This is a genomic window from Aquaspirillum serpens DSM 68, from assembly GCF_000420525.1.
In the GTDB taxonomy this organism is placed as follows: Bacteria; Pseudomonadota; Gammaproteobacteria; order Burkholderiales; family Aquaspirillaceae; genus Aquaspirillum; species Aquaspirillum serpens.
Genome location: NZ_ATVC01000027.1, coordinates 1 through 25,571, shown reverse-complemented (window position 1 = coordinate 25,571; position 25,571 = coordinate 1). Strand labels below are relative to the sequence as shown.

The window sequence follows — 25,571 nt, the reverse complement described above, 5'->3', positions numbered from 1 at the left end:
ATAAAGTTAAGACAATCACCACATCAATTCAAACGGATGATGCCAAATAATAGATTTGGTGATTGGATATACAAAATCAATAGTCCTCATCAGCACAAAATAGCTGCGTTAGAATCGACTTCTTTTTGATGTCAGAAATAGGAGTGCAATATGGCAAGGTCTTATTTGATTGGTGTGACCGGCGGAATTGCCGCTTATAAAAGCTGTGAGTTGGTGCGCTTATTAGTGAAGGCAGGGCATCAGGTCCGAGTAGTGATGAGCGAGGCGGCAACCCATTTTATCAGCCCAACCACTTTTCAAGCATTGTCGGGACATCCGGTCTTTACCGATGTATGGGATGCACGGCCAGAGAATGCAATGGCCCATATTGAGCTGAGTCGCCAAGCCGATGTGTTTTTAATTGCACCGGCCACTGCTGATTGTTTAGCGCGTTTGGCACAGGGACGCTGTGATGATTTGATTTCGACACTGGCGGCGGCGCGCACTTGCCCATTGGTTGTGGCACCGGCAATGAACCGTCAGATGTGGGAAAACCCACCCAATCAACGTAATGTGCAACAGTTACGAGCAGATGGCGTGCAAGTGTTTGGTCCTGCTCATGGTGAACAAGCCTGCGGTGAAGTGGGGGATGGGCGTATGTTAGAAGCCGCCCAGCTGTTCGATCTGTTGCAAGGTTGTCATCAACCTAAAATCTTGGCGGGAAAAAAGGTGTTATTAACCGCTGGTCCAACTTTTGAACCAATCGACCCTGTGCGCGGCATTACCAATATCAGCTCCGGTAAGATGGGGTATGCCTTGGCGCGTGCCTGTCGTGATGCGGGGGCCGAAGTCACATTAGTGTCTGGCCCAACAGCGTTAACCGAGCCCGTTGGGGTGCATACGCTTGCTGTCCGACAAGCGCGTGAGATGTTAGCCGCAGTGGAGCAGTCGTTATCTGGGCAAGATGTGTTTATTTCGGTGGCGGCGGTTGCCGATTATCGCCCAGCCGAATACCACGAGCACAAAATCAAGAAACAGCATGAAGGCGTACCCACGCTGAGTTTGCTTGAAAATCCGGATATTTTAGCCACTATCGCCGCCCGCGCCGATGCGCCTTTTTGCGTAGGGTTTGCTGCAGAAAGCCGCAATGTCTTGGAATTCGCCGAAGCGAAACGGCAACGTAAAAAACTGCCATTGTTGGTAGCCAATTTAGCGCAAGCAGCGATGGGGGCGGATGATAATGAAATTGTGCTATTGGATGATGCTGGCCAACATCCGATGCCACGAATGGAAAAATCAGCGGTGGCATGGGCGATTGTGCAGCATATTGCCCAGATGTTAGCGACCGCTTCCCAACATTAAGGAAACACGATGACTTTAGAAGTCGATGTCAAAATTTTAGATCCACGTTTACACGATACCCCTCCGGCTTATGCAACCGCAGGTGCCGCAGGTCTGGATTTACGCGCTGCCCTCGAACAACCTTTGGAATTAGCCGCCGGTGCGACAGCGTTAATCCCGACTGGGATGGCGATTCATTTGGCCGATCCAGGATACGCCGCCATGATTTTGCCGCGCTCGGGTTTGGGACATAAGCACGGGATTGTTTTAGGTAACTTGGTCGGGTTGATCGACTCTGATTATCAGGGGCAATTGATGGTGTCGGTGTGGAACCGAGGTTCGGCACCGTACACCATTCAAGTATTAGAACGGATTGCGCAGTTGGTGATTGTGCCGGTGATGCAAGCACAGTTCCGGCTGGTGGATGACTTTGCTACCAGCGACCGAGGTGAAGGCGGTTTTGGTTCGACTGGCAGCCATTAAAAAATGGTTAAGCATGGCGTTTAAGTCTTAACGCCGTGGAGGTCGGGGTGGGCGGGGCTCGTACATTTGTACAGTGCCGGCCAACCGATCATGCAAAAACAGTCTGTCTTTGTCCCACACACTCCACAAATAGGGCAATGCCCACCAACTTAATGCAGCAAATACGGCCGACTTAAATGGCAATCGTGCTTTCCAGCCTAAATACGATATCGCCGGAATTCCAATCAATAAAATCGCTGCAATTGCAAAGCGGAGGCCAGCTGTTTTGATATCGATGGGATAGCCGTCTTGTCGCTGTAATCGTAAACGCCATGTCTTCATAGCAAGGGTCTGCCCGCTACGACGCTAGCGCCTGCCGAAAAAACACTTTTGGGATAAATTTTTTCGAAAAATATTAAAATCAACAAAGTTTAAATTTTTAAGGTAAAAATAACAATGGTTTTTTTGTTTTGTTTATGTATTCTAAGCGAGTTGAGATGCCCCGTGCGAGTAGAGCAAAAATAATTTCAAAAGCCGGATTAAATGGGAGTTGATGAAATTGAATTGCACACTCTTACTTGGCTCTTGGAGGTGATGATGTTGTCCACGGTGATTTTTGTGATGTGTAGATTGTAGATAGCCGTAAAACCTTTGTTTCTGGAGATCACTATGAAAATTTCTTCATCAAGTCAGAGAGGTGACTTTAGCCATCTCATACACTCACCTTTTAAGCGTATGGATGGTTCAACTAGCCCTGAAAAGTTGTTGTGGAAGACTGAAGAGTACATTAAGCAGCACAACGACTTTGATTTTGCAGAAAAGTTAAAGAGTGTTGAAAAGCTCCTTGCCGGTACTCACGACCAAAACCGGCAAGTTCATTTTCAACAACAGCTAAAACAAGAAGCTGATACGGTTTTTCGTCAAGGTGGAAAAATAGTGGCTATTTTGTTTAAGGACGGTAGCACAGAATGGCATGGCAGCCTTAATTTCAACATTCAAAAATTGGCAGATCAGAGCCAAAAGTTAAGTCCAAATGAATACTTGATGACCATGCGCCAAGCACTTATTCGGGCCTTAGGTAGCCATACCGTTCATACCTCTTATGGCCTGAATGAAAAAGCCCCAACACTTGGTGAACTTATGACAGAGCAACGGTCATATCGCACCTAAAATTCCTTATAGATTTCTTTGATTAGCTGTATGAATCATGTTCGGGGTGGTCGGGGCTCGTACATCTGTACGGTTCCGGCCAAACGATCATGCAAAAACAGTCTGTCTTTGTCCCATACACTCCATAAATAGGGCAACGCCCACCAACTCAATGCAGCAAACACGGCTGACTTAAACGGCAATCGTGCTTTCCAACCTAAATACGATATCGCCGGAATTCCAATCAATAAAATCGCTGCAATTGCAAAGCGGAGGCCGGCTGTTTTGATATCGATGGGATAGCCGTCTTGTCGCTGTAATCGTAAACGCCATGTCTTCATGGCAAGGGTCTGCCCGCCACGACGCCAGCACCAAGTAAAATAGCCATACAACACGGCTAATAAGTACAGTCGAAACACCCATTCCAACCAAGTCTCTTGACCTAACCAAGCAAACAACGGTTGAAAAGCCACCCCCGCAAATAAAATCAATGCTGATAACAGCAGCACTTCATACAGCAGACTGCCCAACCGCCGCCAGATTCCTGCCATGGTGATGTTTTGTTCCATTGCCCTACTTTCAAATCGGCTTATAAAAAAGAAGGTCGCATTTTAACGGGGTTTGCAAAAACTCGCGGTGCAATCTATTCGCCCGATGCCAGAACAGATTTTGATGCTGCACGCGCACAAAAATCTTGACCGAGTTTTGTCATATAGGCTACCTTCGCCTGTCCGCAGCAGATAGAATCTGTGGACTACCCAATCTCAAGGCTGGCGTCAATCCGCCACGGCCCCATCAGGGCTGTGGACGCGACCCGACCCCTGTTCGGTTGACCCACCTATATTCGCCCCTAACCGGCACGTGCGAATCTTGTAGACGACCAATATCGTCCAGCGCGGTGAAATGCCGCACACTTCTTGACTATTCGGATTAACCCTTTGGCCAAAGACGAAAGGAAAACGTGACAGAGGCATTATCGGCCAAGGCACAGGCAATATACGGTCTGCGTCTCGCCTCCCCAGTCTCACTAGACTGTGGTTTCACGTATACATCATGAAGATCTCGGGCGCGGAAATCGTTGCGCGCTGCCTTCAAGAAGAGGGCGTCGAATTTGTTTTCGGCTACCCAGGCGGCGCAGTGCTGGAAATTTATGACGCGATTTTCCAACAAGATAAATTCAAGCATGTGTTGGTTCGGCATGAACAGGCAGCTGTCCATGCTGCCGATGGGTATTCGCGTTCCAGCAAAAAGGTTGGGGTTGCGCTGGTCACCTCAGGCCCAGGTGCGACAAATGCGGTCACAGGGATTGCAACAGCTTATTTAGACTCGATTCCGATGGTGGTGATTTCCGGCCAAGTGGCCACTCCCGCGATTGGTTTAGATGCCTTCCAAGAAGTGGACATGGTTGGGATTACCCGTCCATGCGTCAAACACAATTTCTTAGTGCGTGATGTCAATGAATTGGCAGAAACCTTTAAAAAGGCTTTCTATATCGCGCAAACCGGCCGTCCTGGTCCGGTGGTGATTGATATTCCAAAAGATGTGACTCAGGCGATGACTGAGTTCAACTATCCAGAATCAGTCAGCATTCGTTCTTACGTTCCCGCTGGTCGTGGTCATCCCGGCCAAATTCGCAAAGCAGTCAGCTTAATCAGCGAAGCCAAACGTCCATTTATCTATGTGGGTGGTGGTGCGGTATTGGCTGATGCGTGCGAAGAAGTCCGCGACTTAGTGCGCCTGTTGAATGCACCTTGTACCAACACCTTGATGGGCTTGGGCGCCTATCCTGCTACCGACCGTCAATTTGTCGGTATGTTGGGGATGCACGGTACCTATGAAGCCAACATGGCGATGCAAAACTGTGATGTGCTGATTGCCGTTGGTGCGCGTTTTGATGATCGTGTGGTGTCGGTGCCAGAAAAATTCTTGGCCGTACCTAAGAAAATCATTCATATCGATATCGACCCGAGTTCGATTGCTAAGCGTGTCAAAGTCGATATTCCTATCGTCGGCAATGTGAAAGATGTGCTGCATGAAATGTTGGCCTTGATTCGTCAAACCAACGTCCACATCGATTCCATCGCTTTGGAAGCGTGGTGGCAACAGATTGAAGAATGGCGCAAACCCAATTCGCTGTTGTATGTGCAAGACCAAGAGATTATCAAGCCACAATATGTGGTAGAAAAACTGTGGGAAGTGACCAACGGCCAAGCCATCATCACCTCTGACGTAGGTCAGCACCAGATGTTTGCTGCGCAATACTACAAATTTGATCGCCCAAAACAGTGGATTAACTCCGGTGGTTTAGGCACGATGGGCTTTGGTTTGCCTGCTGCAATGGGGGCGCAGTTGGCGAATCCTGATGCCACCGTGGCATGTATTACCGGTGAAGCCTCGATTCAGATGAATATTCAAGAATTGTCCACCTGCAAGCAATATCACACCCCAGTGAAAATTGTGAACCTGAATAATCGCTATTTAGGCATGGTGCGGCAGTGGCAAGAATTCTTCTACGGCAACCGCTACTCGGAATCTTACATGGATGCCCTGCCCGACTTTGTGAAGTTGGCAGAAGCGTATGGCCATGTCGGGGTTCGTGTTGAAAAACCAGCCGATGTTGAGCCGGTGTTGAAAGAATTCTTTAGCAGCAAGTACAAAGAACGTTTGGTGTTCTTTGACTTTATGACGGATCAAAAAGTTAACGTCTTCCCAATGGTTGGTAACGGCAAAGGGTTGGACGAAATGGACTTGCCTCCGCATATGCGCAATAACGGTGGCGGTGATGGTGACCGCGACTACGGTAATCTGTGCTAAGCAAAGGCCTTCACTATGCGACACATTCTTTCCATTTTGATTGAAAACGAAGCCGGTGCCTTGTCCCGTGTGGTGGGGTTGTTCTCCGCTCGTGGCTATAACATCGACTCCCTGACCGTTTCTACCACAGAAGACGCGACGCTCAGCCGCATGACCATCGTCACTCACGGTTCTGACGATGTGATTGAACAAATCACCAAACAGCTCAACAAGCTGATTGAAGTGGTGAAGGTGATTGATCTGAACGAATCAGATCACATCGAGCGCGAGATGATGCTGATTAAAGTGCGTGCAACCGGTAAAGACCGTGAAGAAATGAAGCGGATGGCGGATATTTTCCGTGGCCGCATCATCGATGTGACGGAAAAAACCTATACCATCGAACTCACCGGCACCAGCGAAAAACTCGGCGCCTTTATCGAAGCACTCGACCGCACCGTGATTTTAGAAACCGTGCGTACCGGTGCCTCGGGTATTGGTCGTGGCGAGCGCATTTTGAAAATCTAAGGCACACTATTGCCTTGTCTTACCCCCTTAACACTTGGGATGTGGCGCCAACCTGTGCGCGCCCCATCCCGCTCTGGAGATAGCATGAAGGTTTACTACGATAAAGACGCCGATCTGTCGATCATCAAAGACAAAAAAGTGGCCATCATTGGTTACGGTTCACAAGGCCATGCCCACGCACAAAACTTGAAAGATTCCGGCGTGGACGTGATCGTTGGTCTGCGTAAAGACGGCGCCTCGTGGAAAAAAGCAGAAACCGCTGGCCATAAAGTGAAAGAAGTGGCTGATGCAGTGAAAAAGGCCGACGTGGTGATGATTCTGTTGCCTGACGAATCTCAGCCTGATGTGTATCGCAATGATATTGCACCAAACCTGAAAAAAGGCGCAGCCTTGGCATTCGCTCACGGTTTCAACATTCATTACAACCAAATCGTGCCACCGGCAGATGTGGATGTGATCATGGTGGCACCAAAAGGCCCAGGCCACACTGTGCGTTCTGAATATGTCAAAGGCGGTGGTGTGCCAACTTTGATCGCAGTTTATCAAGACCACTCTGGTAAAGCGCGTGATATCGCTCTGTCGTATGCGGCTGCTAACGGCGGTACCAAAGGCGGCGTGATCGAAACCAACTTCCGCGAAGAAACCGAAACCGACTTGTTCGGCGAACAAGCCGTGTTGTGTGGTGGCGCAGTGGAATTGGTCAAAGCTGGCTTTGAAACACTGGTTGAAGCTGGTTATGCACCAGAAATGGCCTACTTCGAGTGCTTGCACGAACTGAAGCTGATCGTTGACCTGATGTACGAAGGCGGCATCGCCAACATGAACTACTCCATCTCCAATAATGCCGAGTATGGTGAGTATGTGACTGGCCCTGAGGTGATTACCCCTGCAACCAAAGAAGCGATGAAAAAAGCGCTGTATCGCATTCAATCCGGCGAATACGCGAAAATGTTCATCCTCGAAGGCAAGACCAACTATCCAAGCATGACCGCTCGTCGTCGTTTGACTGCTGATCATCCAATCGAACAAGTGGGTGCTCAGTTGCGCGCCATGATGCCTTGGATTGCGAAAAACAAACTGGTTGACCAATCGAAGAACTAATCTTTGTTTGGACAGCAAGAAACGGGAGCTTAGGCTCCCGTTTGTCATTGCAGCTATCTGATATTTCTTTGTTGCATGGCAAAGGACGTGCACATCGCTATCGCCTTAGCGGCAAACGATGATACATTGCGTGTGACTGTGGCACGGTTATGGACTTTTCCTGATCCATCAGACACAGCATTTTTTCCTACGCCTTCCGCGAAACTTATGCAAGCACCTTACAACAAGCCCGAAAAACTGACCCTGCGCCGGCAGGGTATCTACCTACTTCCCAATTTATTCACCCTTGCCGCTTTATTCTCAGGCTTTTATGCCATTGTGCAAGCAATGAGCAACCGCTTTGAGGTGGCCGCTGTGGCGATTTTTATCGCGATGGTGCTAGATGGCCTAGATGGACGGGTGGCTCGTTTAACCCATAGCCAAAGCGCGTTTGGCGCTGAATTTGACAGCCTTTCCGATATGGTCAGCTTTGGTGTGGCCCCTGCTCTCGTTGTTTATGAATGGCTATTAAAAGATTTGGGCAAATTGGGCTGGATGGTGGCTTTTATTTACTGTGCAGGTGCCGCCCTGCGGCTTGCCCGTTTTAACACGATGGTAGGGACAGCGGATAAACGCTGGTTTACTGGCCTACCCAGCCCCGCTGCCGCCGCTTTAGTAGCAGGTTTGGTGTGGATTTGCCATGAATATCATGTTGATGTGGATTGGCTGGCGTGGTTGGCCTTGGGATTTACCGCCTTTGCGGGTTTATCGATGGTGGTCAATACACGCTTTTACAGTTTTAAAGAAATTAATGTCCGGCAAAAAGTGCCATTTATGGCATTGTTGCTGTTAGTGTTGGCCATCTTGTTATTAGTCTCAAAACCCCCGCTGGTGTTATTCGGCTTTTTTGTGTTGTATGGCCTCTCGGGGTATGGCTACAGCCTATGGTGTATGGTGCGGCGCAAGAAAGTCGAGCCCTATCAACCCGAGGTCAGCGACAAACAAGATTAGACAAAATTAGACATTAAATCTAAAAAAACCCGCCCTTGTGCGGGTTTTTTTACGACTCCGCAAGAATTTAATTGACGAAAAGTCTAATTTGACGTACTGTAACCCCATTAGATGAGGCAAACCATCATGCAATTAGACATTAAACGTCTTATCGCTGATTTTGGCGGCCCAAGCCAACTTGCTGATGCGCTGCAGCAGCATTTTCCGGACGAGGCCGTTTCACGAGCAGCGGTATACAAATGGCGTGAGCGCAGCAGTCTGCCGCTACCGCAGCTACAAAAACTTGCCCAACTTGCCGCAGCACAGGGACGACATTTTGATTTGAACTGGTATTTGGCTACGTCTTCGCAGCCAACCACGACTTTGGGGAGCATTCCTAGTATGAGCAGCAATACGCGTTTGGTTATCTTTGATACCACCCTCCGTGACGGCGAACAAAGCCCCGGCGCTTCTATGACCCGTGAAGAAAAAATCCGTATTGCCCGTCAACTGGAAAAGCTGGGCGTTGATGTCATCGAAGCCGGCTTTGCCGCCGCCAGCCCAGGCGATGCCGAGTCGATCCACGCAATTGCTTCGGTGATTAAACAATCCACCGTCTGTTCTTTGGCGCGTGCGAATGAGCGCGACGTGCGCGCCGCCGGTGAAGCCATTAAGCCTGCCGCACGTGGCCGGATTCACACTTTTATCGCGACCAGCCCGATTCACATGGAAAAGAAACTGCGCATGACCGAAGATGAGGTTGTGGCAGCCGCGGTGAAAGCGGTGCAAATTGCCCGTGAATATACCGACGATGTCGAATTTTCTGCTGAAGACGCATTGCGCTCTGAAATCGACTTTCTGGCCCGTGTCTTTGGGGCAGTGATCGAAGCAGGTGCCACGACCTTGAATGTGCCCGATACCGTGGGTTATTCGACGCCTGCACGCACAGAAGCCTTTTTCCGTGAGTTGATTAGTAAAACCCCCGGTGGGGATCGGGTGATTTGGTCGGCGCATTGCCACAATGACTTGGGCATGGCGGTTGCCAACTCCTTGGCAGCGGTGCAAGGCGGGGCGCGACAGGTCGAGTGTACGATCAATGGTTTGGGTGAACGAGCTGGTAATGCGGCATTAGAAGAAATCGTGATGGCAGTGAAAACTCGCCATGATGTGTTTGGTGTCCACACTGGCATCGACGCTGCACAAATTGTTCCCACTTCAAAATTGGTTTCCACCATCACGGGGTATCCGGTGCAACCCAACAAGGCGATTGTTGGCGCTAATGCCTTCTCGCATGAATCTGGTATTCACCAAGATGGTGTATTGAAACACCGCGAAACCTACGAAATCATGAGTGCCGAGTCGGTCGGCTGGAGCACCAACCGTTTGACATTGGGCAAATTGTCTGGCCGTAATGCCTTTAAGACGAAATTGGCAGAGCTGGGTGTGGAACTGAAGTCAGAAGAAGCACTCAACGCTGCGTTTGCCCGCTTTAAAGAATTGGCCGACCGCAAACGTGAGATTTTTGATGAAGATTTACAAGCCTTGGTCAGTGATGAACTCACCACCATCGACCAACAAGAGGACTTCAAGCTGGTGTCTTTGCGTGTTGCCACAGAAACCGGTGAGCCACCTTTGGCTATCTTAACTGTCAACGAACGGGGACAAGAACAACGTGCTGAGTCCACTGGTTCTGGTCCTGTGGATGCCGCGTTCAAAGCGATCGAGTCACTGGCCAACTCTGGGGCAGAGTTGCAACTGTATTCGGTTAACGCAATCACCAGTGGTACCGATAGCCAAGGTGAGGTAACTGTGCGCTTGGCCCGTGATGGTCGTATTGTGAATGGTCAAGGCGCGGATACCGATATTATCGTGGCAAGTGCCAAAGCTTATTTGTCTGCGTTGAACAAACTCAGCAAAGGTGAACGAGTCAACCCACAAAAATCGTCTGAAGCCGCTGCTGTTTAATTTGGCTGTGGTACGCTAACTACAGGGCGTGGTGTTTACCACGCCCTGTTTGCATATCTTGACGCGGAGAATCGTTGTGCACCAAGCCTATTTCATCACTGGTACGGATACTGAAATTGGTAAAACTCATGTTGCTGTGACACTGATTCAACAATGGCAACAACAAGGCCTGCGGGTGGCGGCCATGAAGCCGGTTGCCTCAGGCGCATGGCAGGATGAACAGGGTATTTGGCGCAATGATGATGTTGAACGGTTAATCGCCGCCACCGGACAAACCGACCGTGCTTTGCTGAACCCCTATTGTTTTCCCTCGCCGATTTCGCCACATTTGGCGGCACGAGAGGCGGGGGTGCAAATTGACCTCAAGCATTTAGTTGATTGCTATCGACAATTAGCTGCACAGGCGGATGTAGTCGTTGTGGAAGGTGCGGGGGGGTGGTTGGCACCCTTGACAGATGAATTGGATATGGCAGATTTAGCCCTTGCCTTGGCAATTCCGGTGGTATTGGTGGTTGGTATGCGCTTGGGTTGTATCAATCATGCCCGTTTGACTGCCGCTGCGATTGTGCAGCGTGGTGCGCCATTTGCAGGATGGATAGCGAACCGTGTTGTACCGCAACAACTGGCTTATCAAGAGAATTTAGCGACGCTACAACGGACTTTACCTGTTCCAATGTGGCAGGAAATCCCATTTTCTGTTGCAAAGTCTGAGCAAGGTTAATGACGATGGCTGTCTGTGCCATGTATCATACGGTTTTGTGTGCTTGCGCATATATTAAGCTGAAGGATAAAACGTGCAAAATTGGGTTGCGATAGGATGTCGATGGCTTGCCATGACTGCGCTATTAGTTGGTATCGCAGCGTGCCAACCCACAACACCTGCACTCAATTTGAAAGGCACAGATGTCAGTAATGCTAAAATCGGTGCTGATTTTACATTAATTGACCATAATGGTAATTCCAAACGTCTTTCAGACTTCTATGGACAAGCAATAGTTTTGTTTTTCGGATATATTCACTGTCCGGACGTTTGCCCGACGACTTTGGCTGAAATGGCAGAAGCGATGAATCGTCTAGGAAATGATGCAGAAAAGGTCACTGTGTTATTTGTCTCAGTCGACCCTAAACGCGATACTCCAGACATCATGAAAGCTTATGTCACTTCATTTCACCCGCGCTTTATTGGATTGACCGGAAGTGCAACAGCAATCGCTGAGGTAAGCCGTGCCTTTAAGGTGGTGGCAGAAAAACGCGGAGATGTTGCTGGTGGTAATTATTCCATCGACCACAGCGCCGGTGCATATATTTACGATCCGTCAGGCCGCCTGCGTTCTTATGTAACGTATGGCAGCGGGGCGGATGTGTTGGTTCATGACCTGAAGCAGGTGCTTACGGTACGCTAAAGGTCTTGTTTTGAGCTCACATAAAGCATAAATTTTGCTTTAGTGATTCTTTGTAACGTAACACAGAGCGATATTCCTGCAACGTGACAGACATCAGCCCCCCTTCCGGCGACGCCTCTAACGCCCCTCTGCCGATGAGCGAGGAACTCGCCCTCTATACATTGACTTCCTCATTGGAAATCGCCCACCACTTGCGTCGAATTATCAACGCAGGACAAATGGTGACCGTGTTTTCCAATCATGGAAAATCGTTTATTTTGACTCGTCTTCTGGCGGTCGATACCCGACAAAATCTGCTGATTTTTGACATAGGTTCCGACGGCAATATGAATCGGCTATTGTTGACGAGCGAACGCAACGTGCTGGTCTGTGCGCCGGAAGGCGTTAAGACGCAGTTCTCAGTGGGTCGGGTTAAAGAGACAACGTATGAAGGTGCCCCCGCCTTCGTGACAAATCTACCCTCCTCATTGATTAAACTACAGCGCCGCGAGTATTTCCGCATTCGAACCCCGATTGCCAGTCCGGTGATGTGTAACGTCCATGACTACGACGAAGGTAATGGGGTGACATTGCCGATCTACGACATCAGTTTGGGTGGGGTGTCTTTGGTGACGCCTGAAGACTTACCCGGATTTGATGTGACGCAGATTTACTCTGATGTGGCTTTGGACTTAAAACAAGCTGGTACAGTTCCCGTTGTGATCGAAGTACGCAATATTTTGCGTATTCCTCAGCGCAATAATACGGTGCAAGTACGGGTTGGCTGTGAGTTCAAAGACCTATCAATGCGCGGTCAAACCATTATCCAAAAATATATTGCTCAGCTAGAACGAGAACGTCGTGCGATGGAGCGTGACTAAGTTTAAGGTGGTGGTGTGGGCAAATTAGGATCAACCCAGCTGATGACCTCAGCTGGGCCGTTTTTTTTATTGTTTTTCGTTTTGAATTAATGGATGTGCCCATGCTAACGATTGCACTTTCTAAGGGCCGAATTTTTGATGAAACCCTACCGCTGCTGGCGGCGGCGGGTATTGTGCCAACAGAAGACCCAGAATCTTCTCGCAAACTGATTATTGAAACCAATCTACCTGATGTGCGTCTGATTATTGTCCGCGCCAGTGATGTGCCGACTTATGTGCAATATGGCGCAGCGGATTTGGGCATTGCTGGACGCGACGTTTTAATTGAACATGGCGGTGCAGGTTTATATCAGCCGCTCGATCTTGAAATTGCCCGTTGTCGAATGATGGTGGCGGTTAAAAACGGCTTTGATTACGACAGCGCAGTGCAACAAGGGGCGCGTTTGCGAGTTGCAACAAAATATCCACAAATTGCCCGAGAACACTTCGCCCGAAAAGGCGTGCATGTGGATGTGATTAAGCTATATGGTTCGATGGAGTTGGCGCCGTTGGTTGGCTTGGCTGATGCTATCGTTGATTTGGTATCAACCGGTAATACCCTGCGTGCCAACGATTTGGTGGCAGTGGAACATATTTTGGATATCAGTTCGCGCTTAGTGGTAAACCAAGCTGCGCTGAAATTGAAATACGCCACCTTACGCCCAGTGATGGATGCCTTTGCTGCTGGTGTGAAAATAGAAAGCCAAAACTAATATGGGATGGGACACCGTTCTAACCATTAGCGTCATTGCCTTATTGGCGATGCTAAGCCCGGGGCCAGATTTTTTTCTTGTGGTGAAAAATGCTGCTCGTTATTCACGGCGGGCGGCATTAGCAACCACCTTAGGCATTAACGTGGGTATTGCGCTGCACATGAGTTATTGTGTGCTTGGTTTGGTATTGATTATTCAGCAAACGCCGTGGCTGTTTGATCTGTTGAAATATGCTGGTGCAGGCTATCTGATTTGGATTGGTGTGCAGGCCTTGTTGTCACGTGGTGGTGTGTCATCTGTCACGGATGAAAATGGCCATACACAACAACAAGTCCCATTTTGGCGTGCTTTCAGTGAAGGGTTGTTGTGTAATCTTCTCAATCCCAAAGTGACGTTGTTTTTCTTCAGTGTTTTCACTCAGCTGTTGCAACCCGATTCTTCTTTACATGAAAAAATCTTAATTGCCCTTATCATCTTCTTGTTGGGGATTGTCTATTGGCCTCTATTGGTCTTGCTGATCCAACAAGCTTGGGTATTACGCGCTTTACGGCGTGTGCAACACACGGTTGACCGAGTGCTAGGGGGTGTTTTGCTAGCACTGGGTATTAAAGTCGCTTTATCCTGATTTTTTCTCTTAATCAATCCGAGATAGCGCCCCATTATGTTGAAATTATCTTCCCGAGAAGCCAACTTTTCAGAACGGTTGGCTGCGTTGTTAGACTTCGAGACGGCTCAAGATCCTGCGGTTGATACAGCGGTAGCCGACATCATTCAGGCTGTTAAAACACAGGGCGATGCCGCTTTGTTGGCATACACCGCCCGTTTCGACCGTGTTCAGGTAGCACAGGCTGCTGATTTAGAAATCACTCACGATGAACTGAAAGCAGCGTTTACCCGACTGCCAGCAGAAACACGCTCGGCATTAGAAGCTGCTGCTGGTCGTGTTCGCCGCTACCATAAGCACCAACTGGCCCATTCGTGGGAATACACCGAAGAAGACGGTACTGTCCTTGGTCAAAAAGTGACTGCGCTTGATCGAGTTGGGATTTATGTGCCGGGTGGAAAAGCCGCATACCCTTCTTCTGTCTTGATGAATGCTATCCCTGCCAAGGTGGCTGGTGTGGGTGAAGTGATTATGGTTGTGCCCACTCCGGGTGGCGAGCGTAATGATTTGGTGTTGGCTGCGGCGTTTATTGCGGGGGTTGATCGGGCATTTACTGTTGGCGGCGCGCAAGCAGTGGCTGCCTTGGCCTATGGCACAGCAACCATCCCTGCGGTGGATAAAATCACTGGGCCGGGGAATGCTTATGTCGCAGCAGCAAAACGCCGTGTCTTCGGTATTGTTGGGATTGATATGGTTGCGGGACCATCAGAAATTTTGGTGATCTGTGATGGCAAAACCGATCCCGACTGGATTGCGATGGATTTATTTAGCCAAGCCGAGCACGATGAAATCGCCCAAGCGATTTTGCTTTGCCCTGATGCGAATTACCTCGCCGAGGTTGAGGCCAGCATTGGCCGCTTATTACCCACCATGCCTCGTCGAGCGATTATCGAAGCCAGTTTGAAGAATCGTGGGGCAATGATTGAAGTGGCTTCGTTAGAAGAAGCCTGCCAAATTGCTAACTATATTGCACCAGAGCATTTAGAGTTGTCGGTAGAACATCCTGAACACTACCTCGATCAACTGCGCCATGCCGGAGCGATTTTTATGGGACGTTTTACGTCCGAGTCGCTTGGTGATTATTGTGCAGGCCCTAATCACGTTCTCCCTACTAGCCGCACCGCGCGTTTTGCTAGTCCATTAGGCGTATATGATTTCCAAAAACGCAGCAGTTTGATTCGTGTGTCTGCTGATGGTGCGGATAGCCTTGGCCGAATCGCTGCCACGTTGGCGCACGGTGAAGGCTTAACTGCCCATGCCCGCGCAGCTGAGTTACGTCTTAAATCGACCTAATCCACTCTCTTTTCCTGATTTAAAAAAACGCCTCATACCGCTATGGTGTGGGGCGTTTTTTTTCGTGTTGTAAAATTTTCTTGGAATTAAATTGCTGCACAAATCGGTATAAAAATGACTTTTTAACTGATTATGTGTTATGACTTAAAAGAAACCCAAGAACTGGCCATTCGCGAAATTATCGAACAAGCCCGAGAAAATCTATTTAAGTTGCAATCTAAAGAGTTAGGAATTGAAAAAGTGATTGAGAAATTATTAGAAAAACTCTCTTAATTTGACCATATAATCTGTGGCAGGGTAAATCCAAGATCATTTCTACCCTGCCATCAGACTACTTATTGCTTGGCTTGGAATGCCTCGTTAAACGTTACAATCCCTTGTGGAATCACACCACTGATACTTTTTGCTAATAAGTATTCTGCTGGTACCTCTGGCAAGATCAAACCGTGCTGAGCAGAAAATCCAAATCGCGAATAGAATCTGGGATCCCCTACCAACACACAACCATCGATACCAACATTCGCCAACCAATCGAGCCCCGCCTGCATCAACTGAGCCCCAATCCCTCGGTTTTGAAGATGAGGCAAAACCGAAATGGGCCCCACACCTAACCAATGCTGATGACAGCCAGAAATACTGACTGGCGAAAAGGCAACATGGCCAACAATAATATTGTTATGCAGTGCAACCAGCGATAATGATAGTGCTTGATTGTTACGCAAAGCATTGACAATGAATTGTTCAGTATGTTGTGTGTGTTGAGCATTCAAAAATGCTTTTTCTGTGACAGAAAAAATGGCATCAATATCTGCTGGCTTTTCTTTTCTGATTTCAATTTTCATCTCACCCCCCTATTGATTATCTAATTGCGCGCGAACGGCGCGCAAGCCAGCTTTATTGATCATATAAGGCTGACGATTTTTTGAACTAATCAATTTTTTAGCGCGGAGTTTTTTGAAAATGGTCATCGTACACTCGGTCAGGATAAACCCTTCCCGCGTGTAACAATCCACTTGAGTGATGTGGCCCGACTCACTTCGGATGTGGACAATGCGGCCACCTTTTGCAAGAACATGCAAGGTTTTTTGTTCAGGCTTTGAGATATTCATTTTGGCTATCTTGTAGTTGTACAAAACTAGCAAGGGCTTTTTATGCCTATGCGATTTTTTGCCTATCGATAACAATCCCACCTATCTGATTCAGGGGGGCGTTATCAGATAGCTACAAGCTCCAATAACATCCAAAACCTTTTTGATTAAATAAAATCAGCCTGCGATTTTAAAGCCTCTACGATCAAACTGTCACCAAGCAAATCTTCCTCCAAGCATGACAAAGACGTATGTGTATTGATCCGGATGGGGATACCTCAACACATGAGGTGCACCCCTCCCTTATGCTTGATAGACTTTTTTGGAATTAAAGACGTAAAAAATATAATTTTTAATTATTAAAATTTGGCGTTACGCTTGTTTCCATTGCTAACACAGCACATGGATAGGAGTTGTGATGTCTGTTCTTGCCCTCATTGGCAGCCCGAGCGAAAACTCTCGAACTGCAGCCCTAGTTGATGTGGCCTTACGCTACTTGAATGCGTACGGTTTCAACACTGAAGTTGTGACACCCTTCTCGTTACCTGCCGAAGATTTGTTATATGGCCGCTTTAACAGTTTGGCGGTACAACAATTTTTGCAACAAGTTCAACAAAGCCACGGCTTGATTGTTGCGACCCCAGTTTATAAAGCAGCCTACTCTGGCGCACTCAAAACACTGCTTGATCTCATCCCCGAACGCGGACTGCACAATAAAGTGGTGCTCCCGATTGCTACCGGCGGCACAACTGCACATATGCTTGCCGTCGATTACGCCCTTAAACCTGTTTTGACGGCATTAAAAGCAGGTGAGATTTTGCCTGGTGTGTTTGCTATTGATAAACAAATTACACGTCCAAGCCAAGCTGGTGAATTGGTCGGCCTCGAGAGTGAGCTGACACAACGATTAGACCTTGCATTAGATCAATTTGTTGAACAGCTACATCGTCGTTTCCCTCGTCCATTAGAAGATGCTTGGTTATCTGAGCGTGTTCGTGATGCCCGAGTCAGTGTCTAAAAATTTTGCGTCAAAAAATTAAGAAAGGATATCAAAATGTCTTTAAAACGTTTTCTTCCCACTATCTTGGCTGCCAGCGTTGTAGCACTCATCCATCTGCCAAGTCATGCAGACACCGTCAGAATTGGTTACCAAAAATATGGCACGTTAGTCATTCTCAAAGCCAAAGGCAATCTAGAGCAAAGGCTTAAAGCAGATGGTATTGAAGTTAAATGGACTGAATTTCCTGCTGGCCCCCAGCTACTTGAAGGCTTAAATGTCGGATCGATAGATATTGGAACAACAGGAGAAGCCCCCCCGATCTTTGCTCAAGCTGCGGGTGCTGATTTGGTTTACATCGGTAATGAGCCGCCGGCTCCCTCATCAGAAGCGATTGTTGTGCAAAAAAACTCAACCATTCGTTCTGTTGCAGATTTAAAAGGCAAGAAAATTGCTCTTAATAAAGGCTCTAATGTGCATTACTTGCTGGTTAAAGCATTAGAGAAACATGGCTTGAAATACAGCGATGTTCAAACCGTTTTCTTACCTCCTGCCGATGCTCGCGCTGCTTTTGAGCGGGGTAGTGTCGATGCTTGGGCCATTTGGGATCCTTTCCTTGCCGCAGCAGAAAAGCAGATCGGGGCTCGGGTGATTGCGGATGGTAAAGGGATTGTAAAAAACCATCAGTTCTATCTTGCCCGTCGAGATTTTGCACAGAAAAACCCAAAAATTACCAAGATTGTCCTAGAAGAACTGGATCGAATTGATCAATGGGGTAAGGCAAACCCAGAACAAGTGACAGCATTTCTCGCGCCTCAAATTGGGTTGCCAACAGACATCGTTTCATTGGCGACCAGCCGATATAGTTTTGGTGTCTCCCCGATCTCTTCTGTTGTGATTCAAGAGCAACAAAAAATCGCAGATGTTTTTGCTGATCTAAAACTTATTCCGAAGCGGATTTCCGTGCAACAAGCCGTATTGCAATAATTTTTTTACCCATTTTGGAGTTGAAATGAATATTTTTTGGTTTTTTCCAACTCATGGTGATGGTCGTTACTTAGGAACTGCAGAAGGTGCAAGGGCAGTAGATCAAGCTTATTTGGGGCAAATTGCTCAGGCAGCAGATCGTTTGGGGTTCAACGGTGCGCTGATTCCTACCGGTCGTTCATGCGAAGATCCGTGGGTGGCTGCTGCAACATTGATTCCATTGACAAAGCGCCTGAAGTTTTTGGTGGCAGTTCGTCCAGGCATCATGCAACCCACGGTGGCTGCGCGGATGGCTTCTACATTTGATCGGCTTTCCGGAGGACGTCTATTAGTCAATGTCGTAGCAGGCGGGGATCCAAATGAATTTGCTGGCGATGGTGTAAAGCTATCTCATGATGAACGCTACCATGCTGCAAGTGAATTCTTGCATGTTTGGAAGGGCGTATTGGCCGGAGAAACCGTGTCATTACAAGGACAATATATTGATGTAGAAGGGGCCAAGGTCTTATTCCCACCAGTGCAACGTCCTCATCCACCTTTATATTTTGGCGGATCCTCTGTTGCAGCACATGAACTGGCCGCAGAGCATATTGATACTTACCTGACATGGGCAGAGCCACCTGCGGCAGTCGCAGAGAAAATTGCTGACGTAAAAGCACGTGCAGCACTACGAGGACGGGAGGTGAAATTTGGTTTACGGGTTCACGTCATCGTTCGAGAAAGTAATGAAGCCGCATGGCAAGCAGCAGATGAATTAATCAGTCGATTAGATGATGACACAATTGCTGCAGCACAGAATGCCTTTGCTAAAACCGATTCCGAAGGCCAACGGCGGATGTCTGCCTTACACGGTGGAAAACGCGATCAACTCGAAGTCAGTCCAAATCTGTGGGCGGGGGTCGGCTTGGTGCGCGGTGGTGCAGGCACTGCTTTAGTCGGGGATGGCCCGACAGTAGCCGCACGACTGAAAGAATATCAAGCACTCGGCATAGATACCTTTGTGTTATCGGGTTATCCACATCTGGAAGAAGCTTACCGCGTGGCCGAATTGTTATTCCCTCACTTGCCTGATCGTGCCCAACCCCTGACCCCCGATGTTGCTTTTCTAACACCATTTGGTGAAACCATCGCTAATATCGCGCCCCCAGCGCAGTTAGTGTCTGCTTCATAGGAGTAACGCAATGGCTGTGTCAACGTGGTTACGTCCTTTGGTGCCTTGGTGTGTTCCTGCTTTGCTATTTGGTGGGTGGCAGTTTGCTGCTGAAGTGGGGTGGTTGCACAGCCGCATTTTACCTGCCCCATCCGCTGTTTTGGTGGCAGGTTGGGATTTACTTTCCAATGGTGAGTTAATTGCCCACTTAAAAATCAGTTTCTTTCGTGTTTTATTAGGTTTTCTGATTGGTGGTGGACTTGGATTCATCCTTGGGCTTGCTGCGGGTTTATCAAAAGTTGCTGAAAATACCTTTGATACCACCTTGCAAATGTTAAGAAATATTCCACCTCTTGCCTTAATTCCATTAGTTATTTTGTGGTTTGGAATTGATGAAGGAGCAAAAATTTTCTTAGTTGCCTTTGGTACATTATTCCCTGTCTATCTGAATACCTACCACGGCATTCGATCAATTGATCAACAATTACTAGAGATGGCAAGTAGTTATGGCCTAAAGGGTTGGCAATTATTTAAGGATGTTTTACTACCCGGCGCACTACCTTCTATTTTAGTTGGTGTACGCTTCTCTTTAGGGTTTGCATGGGTGATTTTAATTGTCGCTGAAACAATTTCTGCCTCTTCTGGAATTGGCTATCTTGCGATGAATGCCAGAGAGTTTCTTCAAACTGACATTGTTGTATTAGCTATCTTGCTGTATGCAGTGTTAGGTAAATTAGTCGATATGCTTGCCCGAGCCATTGAGCGTGTTGCACTTAAATGGCACCCTGCTTATTTGAATTGAGGAAAAGATGATGAAAAATGATATCCATCACGTTGAGACATCATCTGCATTAAAGATTGATTTGAAGAAAGTATCTCAGCAATTTTCTGACAAGAAAGTATTAAATGAAGTTGATTTAGAGATTGCTGCAGGTGAATTTGTCACATTAGTGGGACGTTCTGGTTGTGGTAAGAGCACGTTATTACGATTGCTGTCTCGGTTAGATCAACCCAGCTCCGGAGAAATAATCTTTGGTAATCATGATCAACAGCAGCAAATTAGAGTCATGTTTCAAGACCCTCGCTTGTTGCCTTGGAAACGCGTGATTGACAATGTGGGATTAGGATTATCTGGTCCGTGGCAGGAAAAAGCCTATCAAGTATTAGACGAAGTTGGCTTGTCTGATAAAGCACAAGAATGGCCGGCTCGTTTATCTGGTGGACAAAAGCAGCGCGTGGCATTAGCACGAGCTTTGATTCATCAGCCACAGTTATTGTTATTAGATGAACCACTAGGTGCATTAGATGCTTTAACTCGCATAGATATGCAGCAATTGATCGAAAAGCTATGGCAGAAACATGGTTTTACTGTGGTATTGGTCACTCATGATGTCAATGAGGCTGTCAAACTGGCAGATCGAGTCATTTTATTAGAAGGGGGTAAAATTGGATTAGATCTTAAAATAGATTTAGCAAGACCACGTTCAGCAGCACAAGCACTGTTGGTCGAATATGAGCAAAAAATTTTGCATCGTATTTTAGCAACACCACAAACAGTTTTATCTCCACCCAGCGTAACCAAATATGTGAGCCAACAATGGCAACAACTACGTTGGGCAATTTGAAAAGGAAATTGAAATGTCAATCAAATCTATTAACGTTCGCAATCAATTTAAAGGCAATATTGTTGAAATTTTAGAAGGGCCTGTGCTGTCAGAGGTTGACGTCAATACACCAGCAGGACTGGTGACCTCAGTGATCACAACCCGTTCAGTCAAAGATCTGGATTTGAAAGTGGGTGATCAAGTCATTGCCTTTGTGAAATCGACAGAAGTTTCCATTGCAAAACTCTGATGTTTGCTACTCGCCCTCGATCTTGATCGAGGGCTTTATAACTTTTTGCTATGAGAGAATCTTTATATATTATTTTTTATCTAAAATGGAGGGTGTTAATATTCATTTGTAAAAATAAAAAGGCATTAAAATGTTATGGGTAACTTTGATATATTGCATCTGGTGAACACACCCACGATTTGCAATTTGTTAGACACTGCAAATGCATTCTTTGCAGAAGCATCACTAGATCAGCGTGTTTTTTTTGGTCGTGAGCAAAAGATTTATGCCCACTTTGATGAATGGGAAATTACCTCTGCGTATCAACCCATCTTTTCTTTCGAGAAAAAAATTATTGCGGTTGAAGCTTTAGCGAGAGTGTCGAGTAATCGCCACTCAATTCCGCCTAATCTTTTATTCACCACGGAAAGAATGCCTGCTCGAGCAATATTTCTTGATCGTTTGGTCAGGGTATTACATATTGCTAATCTACTAAGACAAGTGCCAACCCCCAGTTTTTCTATCTTTTTAAATATTAATGCGTTCCACCTGATTGGCGTTAAAACAGGACATGGTCGTTTTTTTGCTGATATTTTACAGATTGCAGGACTGTCTCCACCACAAATTACTTTAGAAATTGTCGAAGATGCTGTCGATGATAATTTGCTGTTACTTGAGGCAGTCAATAGCTATCGTCAACAAGGTTTTCTAATTGCTTTAGACGATTTTGGTGCGGGACACTCAAACCTAGATCGAGTGTGGTTATTAGAACCAGATATCGTGAAGTTGGATCGGTTACTTATCCAAAGGGCAGTTGTTGAACCAAAAGTGAGATTGGCCTTACCCAAGATTGTTGAGCACTTACATCAAATGGGCGCGACAGTGGTTTGCGAGGGAATAGAACATCAATTACAACTTTCCCTCGCACAAGATGTGGGGTGTGATTGGGTGCAAGGTTATTTCTTAGCGATGCCACATGCGGTGATTCCTTGCTGATCATAGATAACCGAATTAGGCCAGATCGGGAAATAGCACATCAGTAAAACCAAATTGGCGCATGTCTTTCATCCGCATTGGATAAAGGATGCCCCACAAGTGATCGCATTCATGTTGCACCACGCGGGCGTGAAAATCATCGACTGTTCGGTCAATCAGGTCGCCGAATTCATTGAAACCTTGATAACGTAAGCGGGTATAACGAGGGACGAGGCCACGCAGTCCGGGGATAGATAAACAGCCTTCCCAGTTATCTTCCATCTCGGCACCCAAAGGGGTCAGAGTTGGGTTGATTAATACGGTGGGGGGAATGGGGTCGGCATTTGGATAGCGAGCAAGTTTTTCACCCGTTCCAAAAATCACGACTTGCAGATTGACCCCAATTTGTGGCGCTGCCAAGCCTGCTCCACCTGTGGCTGCCATCGTATCGCGTAGATTGGTCAATAACTGATGCAGTTCTGGCGTATTAAACGCTGTCACTGGATCGGCAAGACGCAATAATCTGGGATCACCCATTTTCAAAATAGGACATACAGACATGGCAACGTACCTCTTGCTGAGTTACTTCAATGCCAAATTAACCATCAGCATTGATTTTTTGAATAATCACATCTAGCACTTCAGCTGCCTTATCGTTCTCAACTTGGCAAGTTCCTGCATTCAAGTGGCCCCCACCGCCATAGCTGAGGCACAGCTCGCCGACGTTGGTGTTCGAGCTACGGTTGACAATCGATTTGCCAATGGCAAACACGGTGTTTTGCCGTTTCAAACCCCACAGCACATGCACCGAGATATTGCATTGTGGGAATAAGGCATACAGTGTGAAGCGATTGGTGGCCCAAATCGTGTCTTCTTCACGCAAATCTAACACCAACAGATTGCCATGTACTTTGGTGCAACGACGCAGCTGATCTAGGGCGCGATCTTTGTGTTCAAAATACAGATCAACACGCTCTAGCACATCTGGCAAATGCAAAATGTCTTCAATGGTGTGAGTGCGGCAATAGTCGATAAGTTTCATCATCAGTTGATAGTTACTGATGCGGAACTCACGGAATCGCCCTAAACCTGTCCGTGCATCCATCAAGAAATTCAGTAATACCCAACCATCAGGATGCAAAATTTCTTCGGTGGTGAAGTTCGCCGAGTCGCCTTTATCCACGGCATCCATCATTTCATCCCATGCGGCAGGGAAGGCCTGATGGCCACCGTAATATTCCCACACCACGCGTGCTGCCGACGGTGCATCTGGGCTGATGATGTGGTTGGTGATATTGCCATCATTGCGTAGGGTTTCGCTCAGATGGTGGTCAAAAGCAAGATAGCAGCCTTTGACGTAAGGCAGGTTAGTTGTAATGTCGCGGCCAGAGATTTCGATCTTGCCATCTTGCATATCTTTAGGATGCACAAACAAGATATCGTCGATCAAATCCAGATGTTTCAGCAAAGCGGCACACACCAGACCGTCAAAGTCGCTGCGGGTGACTAGGCGGTATTTTTCGGTCATTTCTAACACTCCTGATGAGGGTAAGGTGGCTTGTTTTATCGTGGCAAGCCAATATAAAGAGACTCTTAAATCGGAGAACAACACGCAACCAAGATACGCCGAGCCTGATCGAGACCTTGAAGGAAAGCAGCTTGGTTTGCTTGAAAATCAATTTCCACCCCTGCGCCGTTTAACCCTGCCGCCCGATTGGCGACTACGGCTAATGTGGCATAGGGTAAGTGTTTTTCGCGTGCAAGTGCCGCTTCGGGCATTCCCGTCATCCCCACCATATCCGCCCCATCTTGACCAAGACGGCGAATTTCAGCGGCTGTTTCTAAACGAGGTCCCTGAGTAGCTGCATAGCAGCCGCCATCATGAACAGGAACGGCCAACGTTGCCGCTGCCTCTAGCAGACGGCAACGCAGCGTTGCATCATAGGGATAGCTAAAATCAACATGCACCACCGGTTGATCCGGACCTTCAAAAAAAGTCGCAGCCCGACTATGGGTATAGTCGAGAATCTGATCAGGGACGGCTAACGTGCCCGTGGTCAATTCAGGGTGAATCCCCCCGACAGACCCAACAGCCAAAATACCACTGACCCCAATTTCAGCCAGCGCCCAAATATTGGCACGGTAGTTAATTTCGTGTGGCGCAAGAGAATGGCCATAGCCATGTCGGGCTAAAAAGATGACCTGCCGGCCAGCGATTTGCCCAAAAGACAGAGGACACGACGGTTCACCATAGGGTGTGCGCATCACTTGACGATGCGTGATGTCTAAACCTGGCAAACGAGATAGCCCGCTACCCCCGATGATGGCTAACATAATTCACTCACTTTAAGGCGTGAATAGCAGGAAGATTACGCCACAAACCGCGCACATCCATGCCATAACCAAATACATAACGATCAGGGACATCCAATCCAACAAAGTCTGCAGTGATTGGCTTGGCTTTGCTAATCAATTTATTGGCAAACACAGCACTGTGGAACGATTTCGCTCCCATGCTGAGCACCTTGTCGCGAATGGCAGCCATGGTTTCGCCTTCGTCCAAGATGTCATCTAATACCAACACCACTCGGTCGCGGACATCTTCTTTTGGCGAAGTGCGCCACACCAATTCACCACCGTGGGTTTTATCACCATAGCGGCTGACATGGACATAATCAAAATCGAGAGGGAACAACAAGCGTGGCAACAATTGGCCGGTAAAGACGACCGCGCCCCCCATGACGGATAACACGAGAGGGTAGGTCTCGCCCAGCTTGGCAGTAATTTCTGTCGCCATACGGTCAACCGCTGCATCCACTTCGGCAGCAGTAAACAAAATATCGGCGCTATTAAGCAAGCCACGGGCTTCAGCAACATTGGGCATACAAATTTCGTCCAGCAAAAAATAAAAAACAACACACCCGATCAGGCGTGTTTAGTACCGAAGATTTTATCTCCGGCATCTCCTAGCCCCGGAATGATATAGCCTTGTTCGTTGAGATGGCTATCGAGCGAGGCCGAGTAGATATCTACTTGACATCCTCCCCGGCCTGAAGGCCGGAGATTCCTACGGCGCTCAAGCGCGGCATTGAGCCGCACCTGAGTCGCTTCGGTGGGTTCCTGCTGCTGGCGGCATTGCTGCACCGCTCACTTCACAGGCGAACCGGGCGTGTCCCGCCCTTAGAACATTGATCGCGCCGACCACATCGGCGTTTTCCTCGAAACTACACTCGACACAGACAAAGCGGGCTTGTGTTTGCCGGTTGTCTGCGCTGACGTGAC

General features: G+C 47.8%; 29 protein-coding genes and 3 pseudogenes. 22 read left to right on the top strand and 10 right to left on the bottom strand.

Going from position 1 to position 25,571, the window contains the following annotated elements:
- The first annotated feature begins 150 nt into the window (after positions 1-150).
- Entirely contained in the window at positions 151-1,341 is a 1,191-nt protein-coding gene (gene coaBC, locus G465_RS0106955) for a bifunctional phosphopantothenoylcysteine decarboxylase/phosphopantothenate--cysteine ligase CoaBC (RefSeq protein ID WP_022653765.1), read from the top strand.
- Positions 1,342-1,350: 9 nt separating this feature from the next.
- Complete coding sequence (dut, locus tag G465_RS0106950) at positions 1,351-1,803, top strand: dUTP diphosphatase (protein ID WP_022653764.1); 453 nt, start codon at positions 1,351-1,353, stop codon at positions 1,801-1,803.
- Positions 1,804-1,830: 27 nt separating this feature from the next.
- On the opposite strand, the pseudogene G465_RS13855 reads toward dut, so the two are convergent.
- Positions 1,831-2,130 (bottom strand): annotated as a pseudogene (locus tag G465_RS13855) (RDD family protein); the annotation flags it as partial.
- 321 nt (positions 2,131-2,451) lie between these two features.
- Here G465_RS13855 and G465_RS0106940 point away from each other — a divergent pair.
- A complete protein-coding gene (locus tag G465_RS0106940; RefSeq protein ID WP_022653762.1) occupies positions 2,452-2,952 on the top strand; it encodes a hypothetical protein in 501 nt (166 codons plus the stop codon).
- A gap of 35 nt (positions 2,953-2,987) precedes the next feature.
- Here the strand turns inward: G465_RS0106940 and G465_RS0106935 are convergent, their stop codons facing one another.
- Complete coding sequence (locus G465_RS0106935) at positions 2,988-3,500, bottom strand: RDD family protein (RefSeq protein WP_022653761.1); 513 nt, start codon at positions 3,498-3,500, stop codon at positions 2,988-2,990.
- Between the two features lie 484 nt (positions 3,501-3,984).
- On the opposite strand from G465_RS0106935, the gene ilvB reads away from it, so the two are divergent.
- The 12 genes from ilvB to G465_RS15760 all read left to right on the top strand — a co-directional run bounded on the left by ilvB (position 3,985) and on the right by G465_RS15760 (position 15,532).
- A complete protein-coding gene (gene ilvB / locus G465_RS0106930) occupies positions 3,985-5,745 on the top strand; it encodes a biosynthetic-type acetolactate synthase large subunit (RefSeq protein ID WP_022653760.1) in 1,761 nt (586 codons plus the stop codon).
- A gap of 15 nt (positions 5,746-5,760) precedes the next feature.
- A complete protein-coding gene (ilvN, locus tag G465_RS0106925; protein ID WP_022653759.1) occupies positions 5,761-6,252 on the top strand; it encodes an acetolactate synthase small subunit in 492 nt (163 codons plus the stop codon).
- Between the two features lie 84 nt (positions 6,253-6,336).
- Positions 6,337-7,353: a ketol-acid reductoisomerase gene (ilvC, locus tag G465_RS0106920; protein ID WP_022653758.1), complete on the top strand. Its 1,017-nt coding sequence runs from the start codon at positions 6,337-6,339 to the stop codon at positions 7,351-7,353.
- 207 nt (positions 7,354-7,560) lie between these two features.
- Positions 7,561-8,343 (top strand): CDP-diacylglycerol--serine O-phosphatidyltransferase, encoded by a 783-nt coding sequence (pssA, locus tag G465_RS0106915; RefSeq protein WP_027405259.1) that lies wholly within the window; start codon positions 7,561-7,563, stop codon positions 8,341-8,343.
- Between the two features lie 126 nt (positions 8,344-8,469).
- Positions 8,470-10,287, top strand: a complete 1,818-nt coding sequence (locus tag G465_RS0106910) for a 2-isopropylmalate synthase (RefSeq protein ID WP_022653756.1) — start codon at positions 8,470-8,472, stop codon at positions 10,285-10,287.
- A 76-nt stretch (positions 10,288-10,363) separates the two neighbouring features.
- Positions 10,364-11,008: a dethiobiotin synthase gene (gene bioD, locus G465_RS0106905; protein ID WP_022653755.1), complete on the top strand. Its 645-nt coding sequence runs from the start codon at positions 10,364-10,366 to the stop codon at positions 11,006-11,008.
- Between the two features lie 112 nt (positions 11,009-11,120).
- Positions 11,121-11,690: an SCO family protein gene (locus G465_RS0106900; protein ID WP_022653754.1), complete on the top strand. Its 570-nt coding sequence runs from the start codon at positions 11,121-11,123 to the stop codon at positions 11,688-11,690.
- Positions 11,691-11,824: 134 nt separating this feature from the next.
- Positions 11,825-12,550, top strand: coding sequence for a flagellar brake protein (locus G465_RS0106895; RefSeq protein WP_022653753.1), 726 nt, complete (start codon positions 11,825-11,827; stop codon positions 12,548-12,550).
- A 101-nt stretch (positions 12,551-12,651) separates the two neighbouring features.
- Positions 12,652-13,302, top strand: a complete 651-nt coding sequence (gene hisG / locus G465_RS0106890) for an ATP phosphoribosyltransferase (RefSeq protein ID WP_027405257.1) — start codon at positions 12,652-12,654, stop codon at positions 13,300-13,302.
- A gap of 1 nt (position 13,303) precedes the next feature.
- A complete protein-coding gene (locus G465_RS0106885; RefSeq protein WP_022653751.1) occupies positions 13,304-13,927 on the top strand; it encodes a LysE family translocator in 624 nt (207 codons plus the stop codon).
- A gap of 36 nt (positions 13,928-13,963) precedes the next feature.
- On the top strand, positions 13,964-15,259 hold the full coding sequence (gene hisD / locus G465_RS0106880) for a histidinol dehydrogenase (RefSeq protein WP_022653750.1): 1,296 nt from the start codon (positions 13,964-13,966) through the stop codon (positions 15,257-15,259).
- A 132-nt stretch (positions 15,260-15,391) separates the two neighbouring features.
- Complete coding sequence (locus G465_RS15760) at positions 15,392-15,532, top strand: hypothetical protein (protein ID WP_022653749.1); 141 nt, start codon at positions 15,392-15,394, stop codon at positions 15,530-15,532.
- Positions 15,533-15,594: 62 nt separating this feature from the next.
- Here the strand turns inward: G465_RS15760 and G465_RS0106870 are convergent, their stop codons facing one another.
- Positions 15,595-16,101, bottom strand: coding sequence for a GNAT family N-acetyltransferase (locus G465_RS0106870; RefSeq protein WP_022653748.1), 507 nt, complete (start codon positions 16,099-16,101; stop codon positions 15,595-15,597).
- 9 nt (positions 16,102-16,110) lie between these two features.
- Positions 16,111-16,368: a YjhX family toxin gene (locus tag G465_RS0106865; RefSeq protein ID WP_022653747.1), complete on the bottom strand. Its 258-nt coding sequence runs from the start codon at positions 16,366-16,368 to the stop codon at positions 16,111-16,113.
- 397 nt (positions 16,369-16,765) lie between these two features.
- On the opposite strand from G465_RS0106865, the gene ssuE reads away from it, so the two are divergent.
- The 7 genes from ssuE to G465_RS13850 all read left to right on the top strand — a co-directional run bounded on the left by ssuE (position 16,766) and on the right by G465_RS13850 (position 22,310).
- Positions 16,766-17,365 (top strand): NADPH-dependent FMN reductase, encoded by a 600-nt coding sequence (ssuE, locus tag G465_RS0106860; protein ID WP_022653746.1) that lies wholly within the window; start codon positions 16,766-16,768, stop codon positions 17,363-17,365.
- 36 nt (positions 17,366-17,401) lie between these two features.
- Positions 17,402-18,331 carry a sulfonate ABC transporter substrate-binding protein gene (locus tag G465_RS0106855; protein ID WP_022653745.1) on the top strand — a complete coding sequence of 310 codons (930 nt, stop codon included), beginning with the start codon at positions 17,402-17,404 and terminating at the stop codon, positions 18,329-18,331.
- 25 nt (positions 18,332-18,356) lie between these two features.
- Positions 18,357-19,502: an FMNH2-dependent alkanesulfonate monooxygenase gene (gene ssuD, locus G465_RS0106850; protein WP_022653744.1), complete on the top strand. Its 1,146-nt coding sequence runs from the start codon at positions 18,357-18,359 to the stop codon at positions 19,500-19,502.
- Between the two features lie 10 nt (positions 19,503-19,512).
- On the top strand, positions 19,513-20,283 hold the full coding sequence (ssuC, locus tag G465_RS0106845) for an aliphatic sulfonate ABC transporter permease SsuC (protein ID WP_022653743.1): 771 nt from the start codon (positions 19,513-19,515) through the stop codon (positions 20,281-20,283).
- A 7-nt stretch (positions 20,284-20,290) separates the two neighbouring features.
- Positions 20,291-21,106 carry an ATP-binding cassette domain-containing protein gene (locus G465_RS0106840; RefSeq protein WP_081642715.1) on the top strand — a complete coding sequence of 272 codons (816 nt, stop codon included), beginning with the start codon at positions 20,291-20,293 and terminating at the stop codon, positions 21,104-21,106.
- Between the two features lie 13 nt (positions 21,107-21,119).
- Entirely contained in the window at positions 21,120-21,335 is a 216-nt protein-coding gene (locus G465_RS0106835) for a TOBE domain-containing protein (protein ID WP_022653741.1), read from the top strand.
- Between the two features lie 135 nt (positions 21,336-21,470).
- Complete coding sequence (locus tag G465_RS13850) at positions 21,471-22,310, top strand: EAL domain-containing protein (RefSeq protein WP_022653740.1); 840 nt, start codon at positions 21,471-21,473, stop codon at positions 22,308-22,310.
- A 15-nt stretch (positions 22,311-22,325) separates the two neighbouring features.
- On the opposite strand, the gene G465_RS0106825 is transcribed toward G465_RS13850, so the two are convergent.
- From G465_RS0106825 to G465_RS13845, 6 genes and pseudogenes are all read right to left on the bottom strand, one after another.
- Positions 22,326-22,850, bottom strand: coding sequence for a peptide deformylase (locus G465_RS0106825; RefSeq protein ID WP_022653739.1), 525 nt, complete (start codon positions 22,848-22,850; stop codon positions 22,326-22,328).
- A 37-nt stretch (positions 22,851-22,887) separates the two neighbouring features.
- Positions 22,888-23,817: a DHH family phosphoesterase gene (locus G465_RS0106820; protein WP_022653738.1), complete on the bottom strand. Its 930-nt coding sequence runs from the start codon at positions 23,815-23,817 to the stop codon at positions 22,888-22,890.
- 65 nt (positions 23,818-23,882) lie between these two features.
- Positions 23,883-24,623 carry an S-methyl-5'-thioinosine phosphorylase gene (locus tag G465_RS0106815; RefSeq protein WP_022653737.1) on the bottom strand — a complete coding sequence of 247 codons (741 nt, stop codon included), beginning with the start codon at positions 24,621-24,623 and terminating at the stop codon, positions 23,883-23,885.
- Positions 24,624-24,630: 7 nt separating this feature from the next.
- Entirely contained in the window at positions 24,631-25,173 is a 543-nt protein-coding gene (locus tag G465_RS0106810) for a hypoxanthine-guanine phosphoribosyltransferase (protein ID WP_022653736.1), read from the bottom strand.
- Between the two features lie 41 nt (positions 25,174-25,214).
- Positions 25,215-25,322: pseudogene (locus G465_RS15405) on the bottom strand (uracil phosphoribosyltransferase); the annotation flags it as partial.
- Positions 25,323-25,365: 43 nt separating this feature from the next.
- Positions 25,366-25,571: pseudogene (locus G465_RS13845) on the bottom strand (zinc ribbon domain-containing protein); the annotation flags it as partial.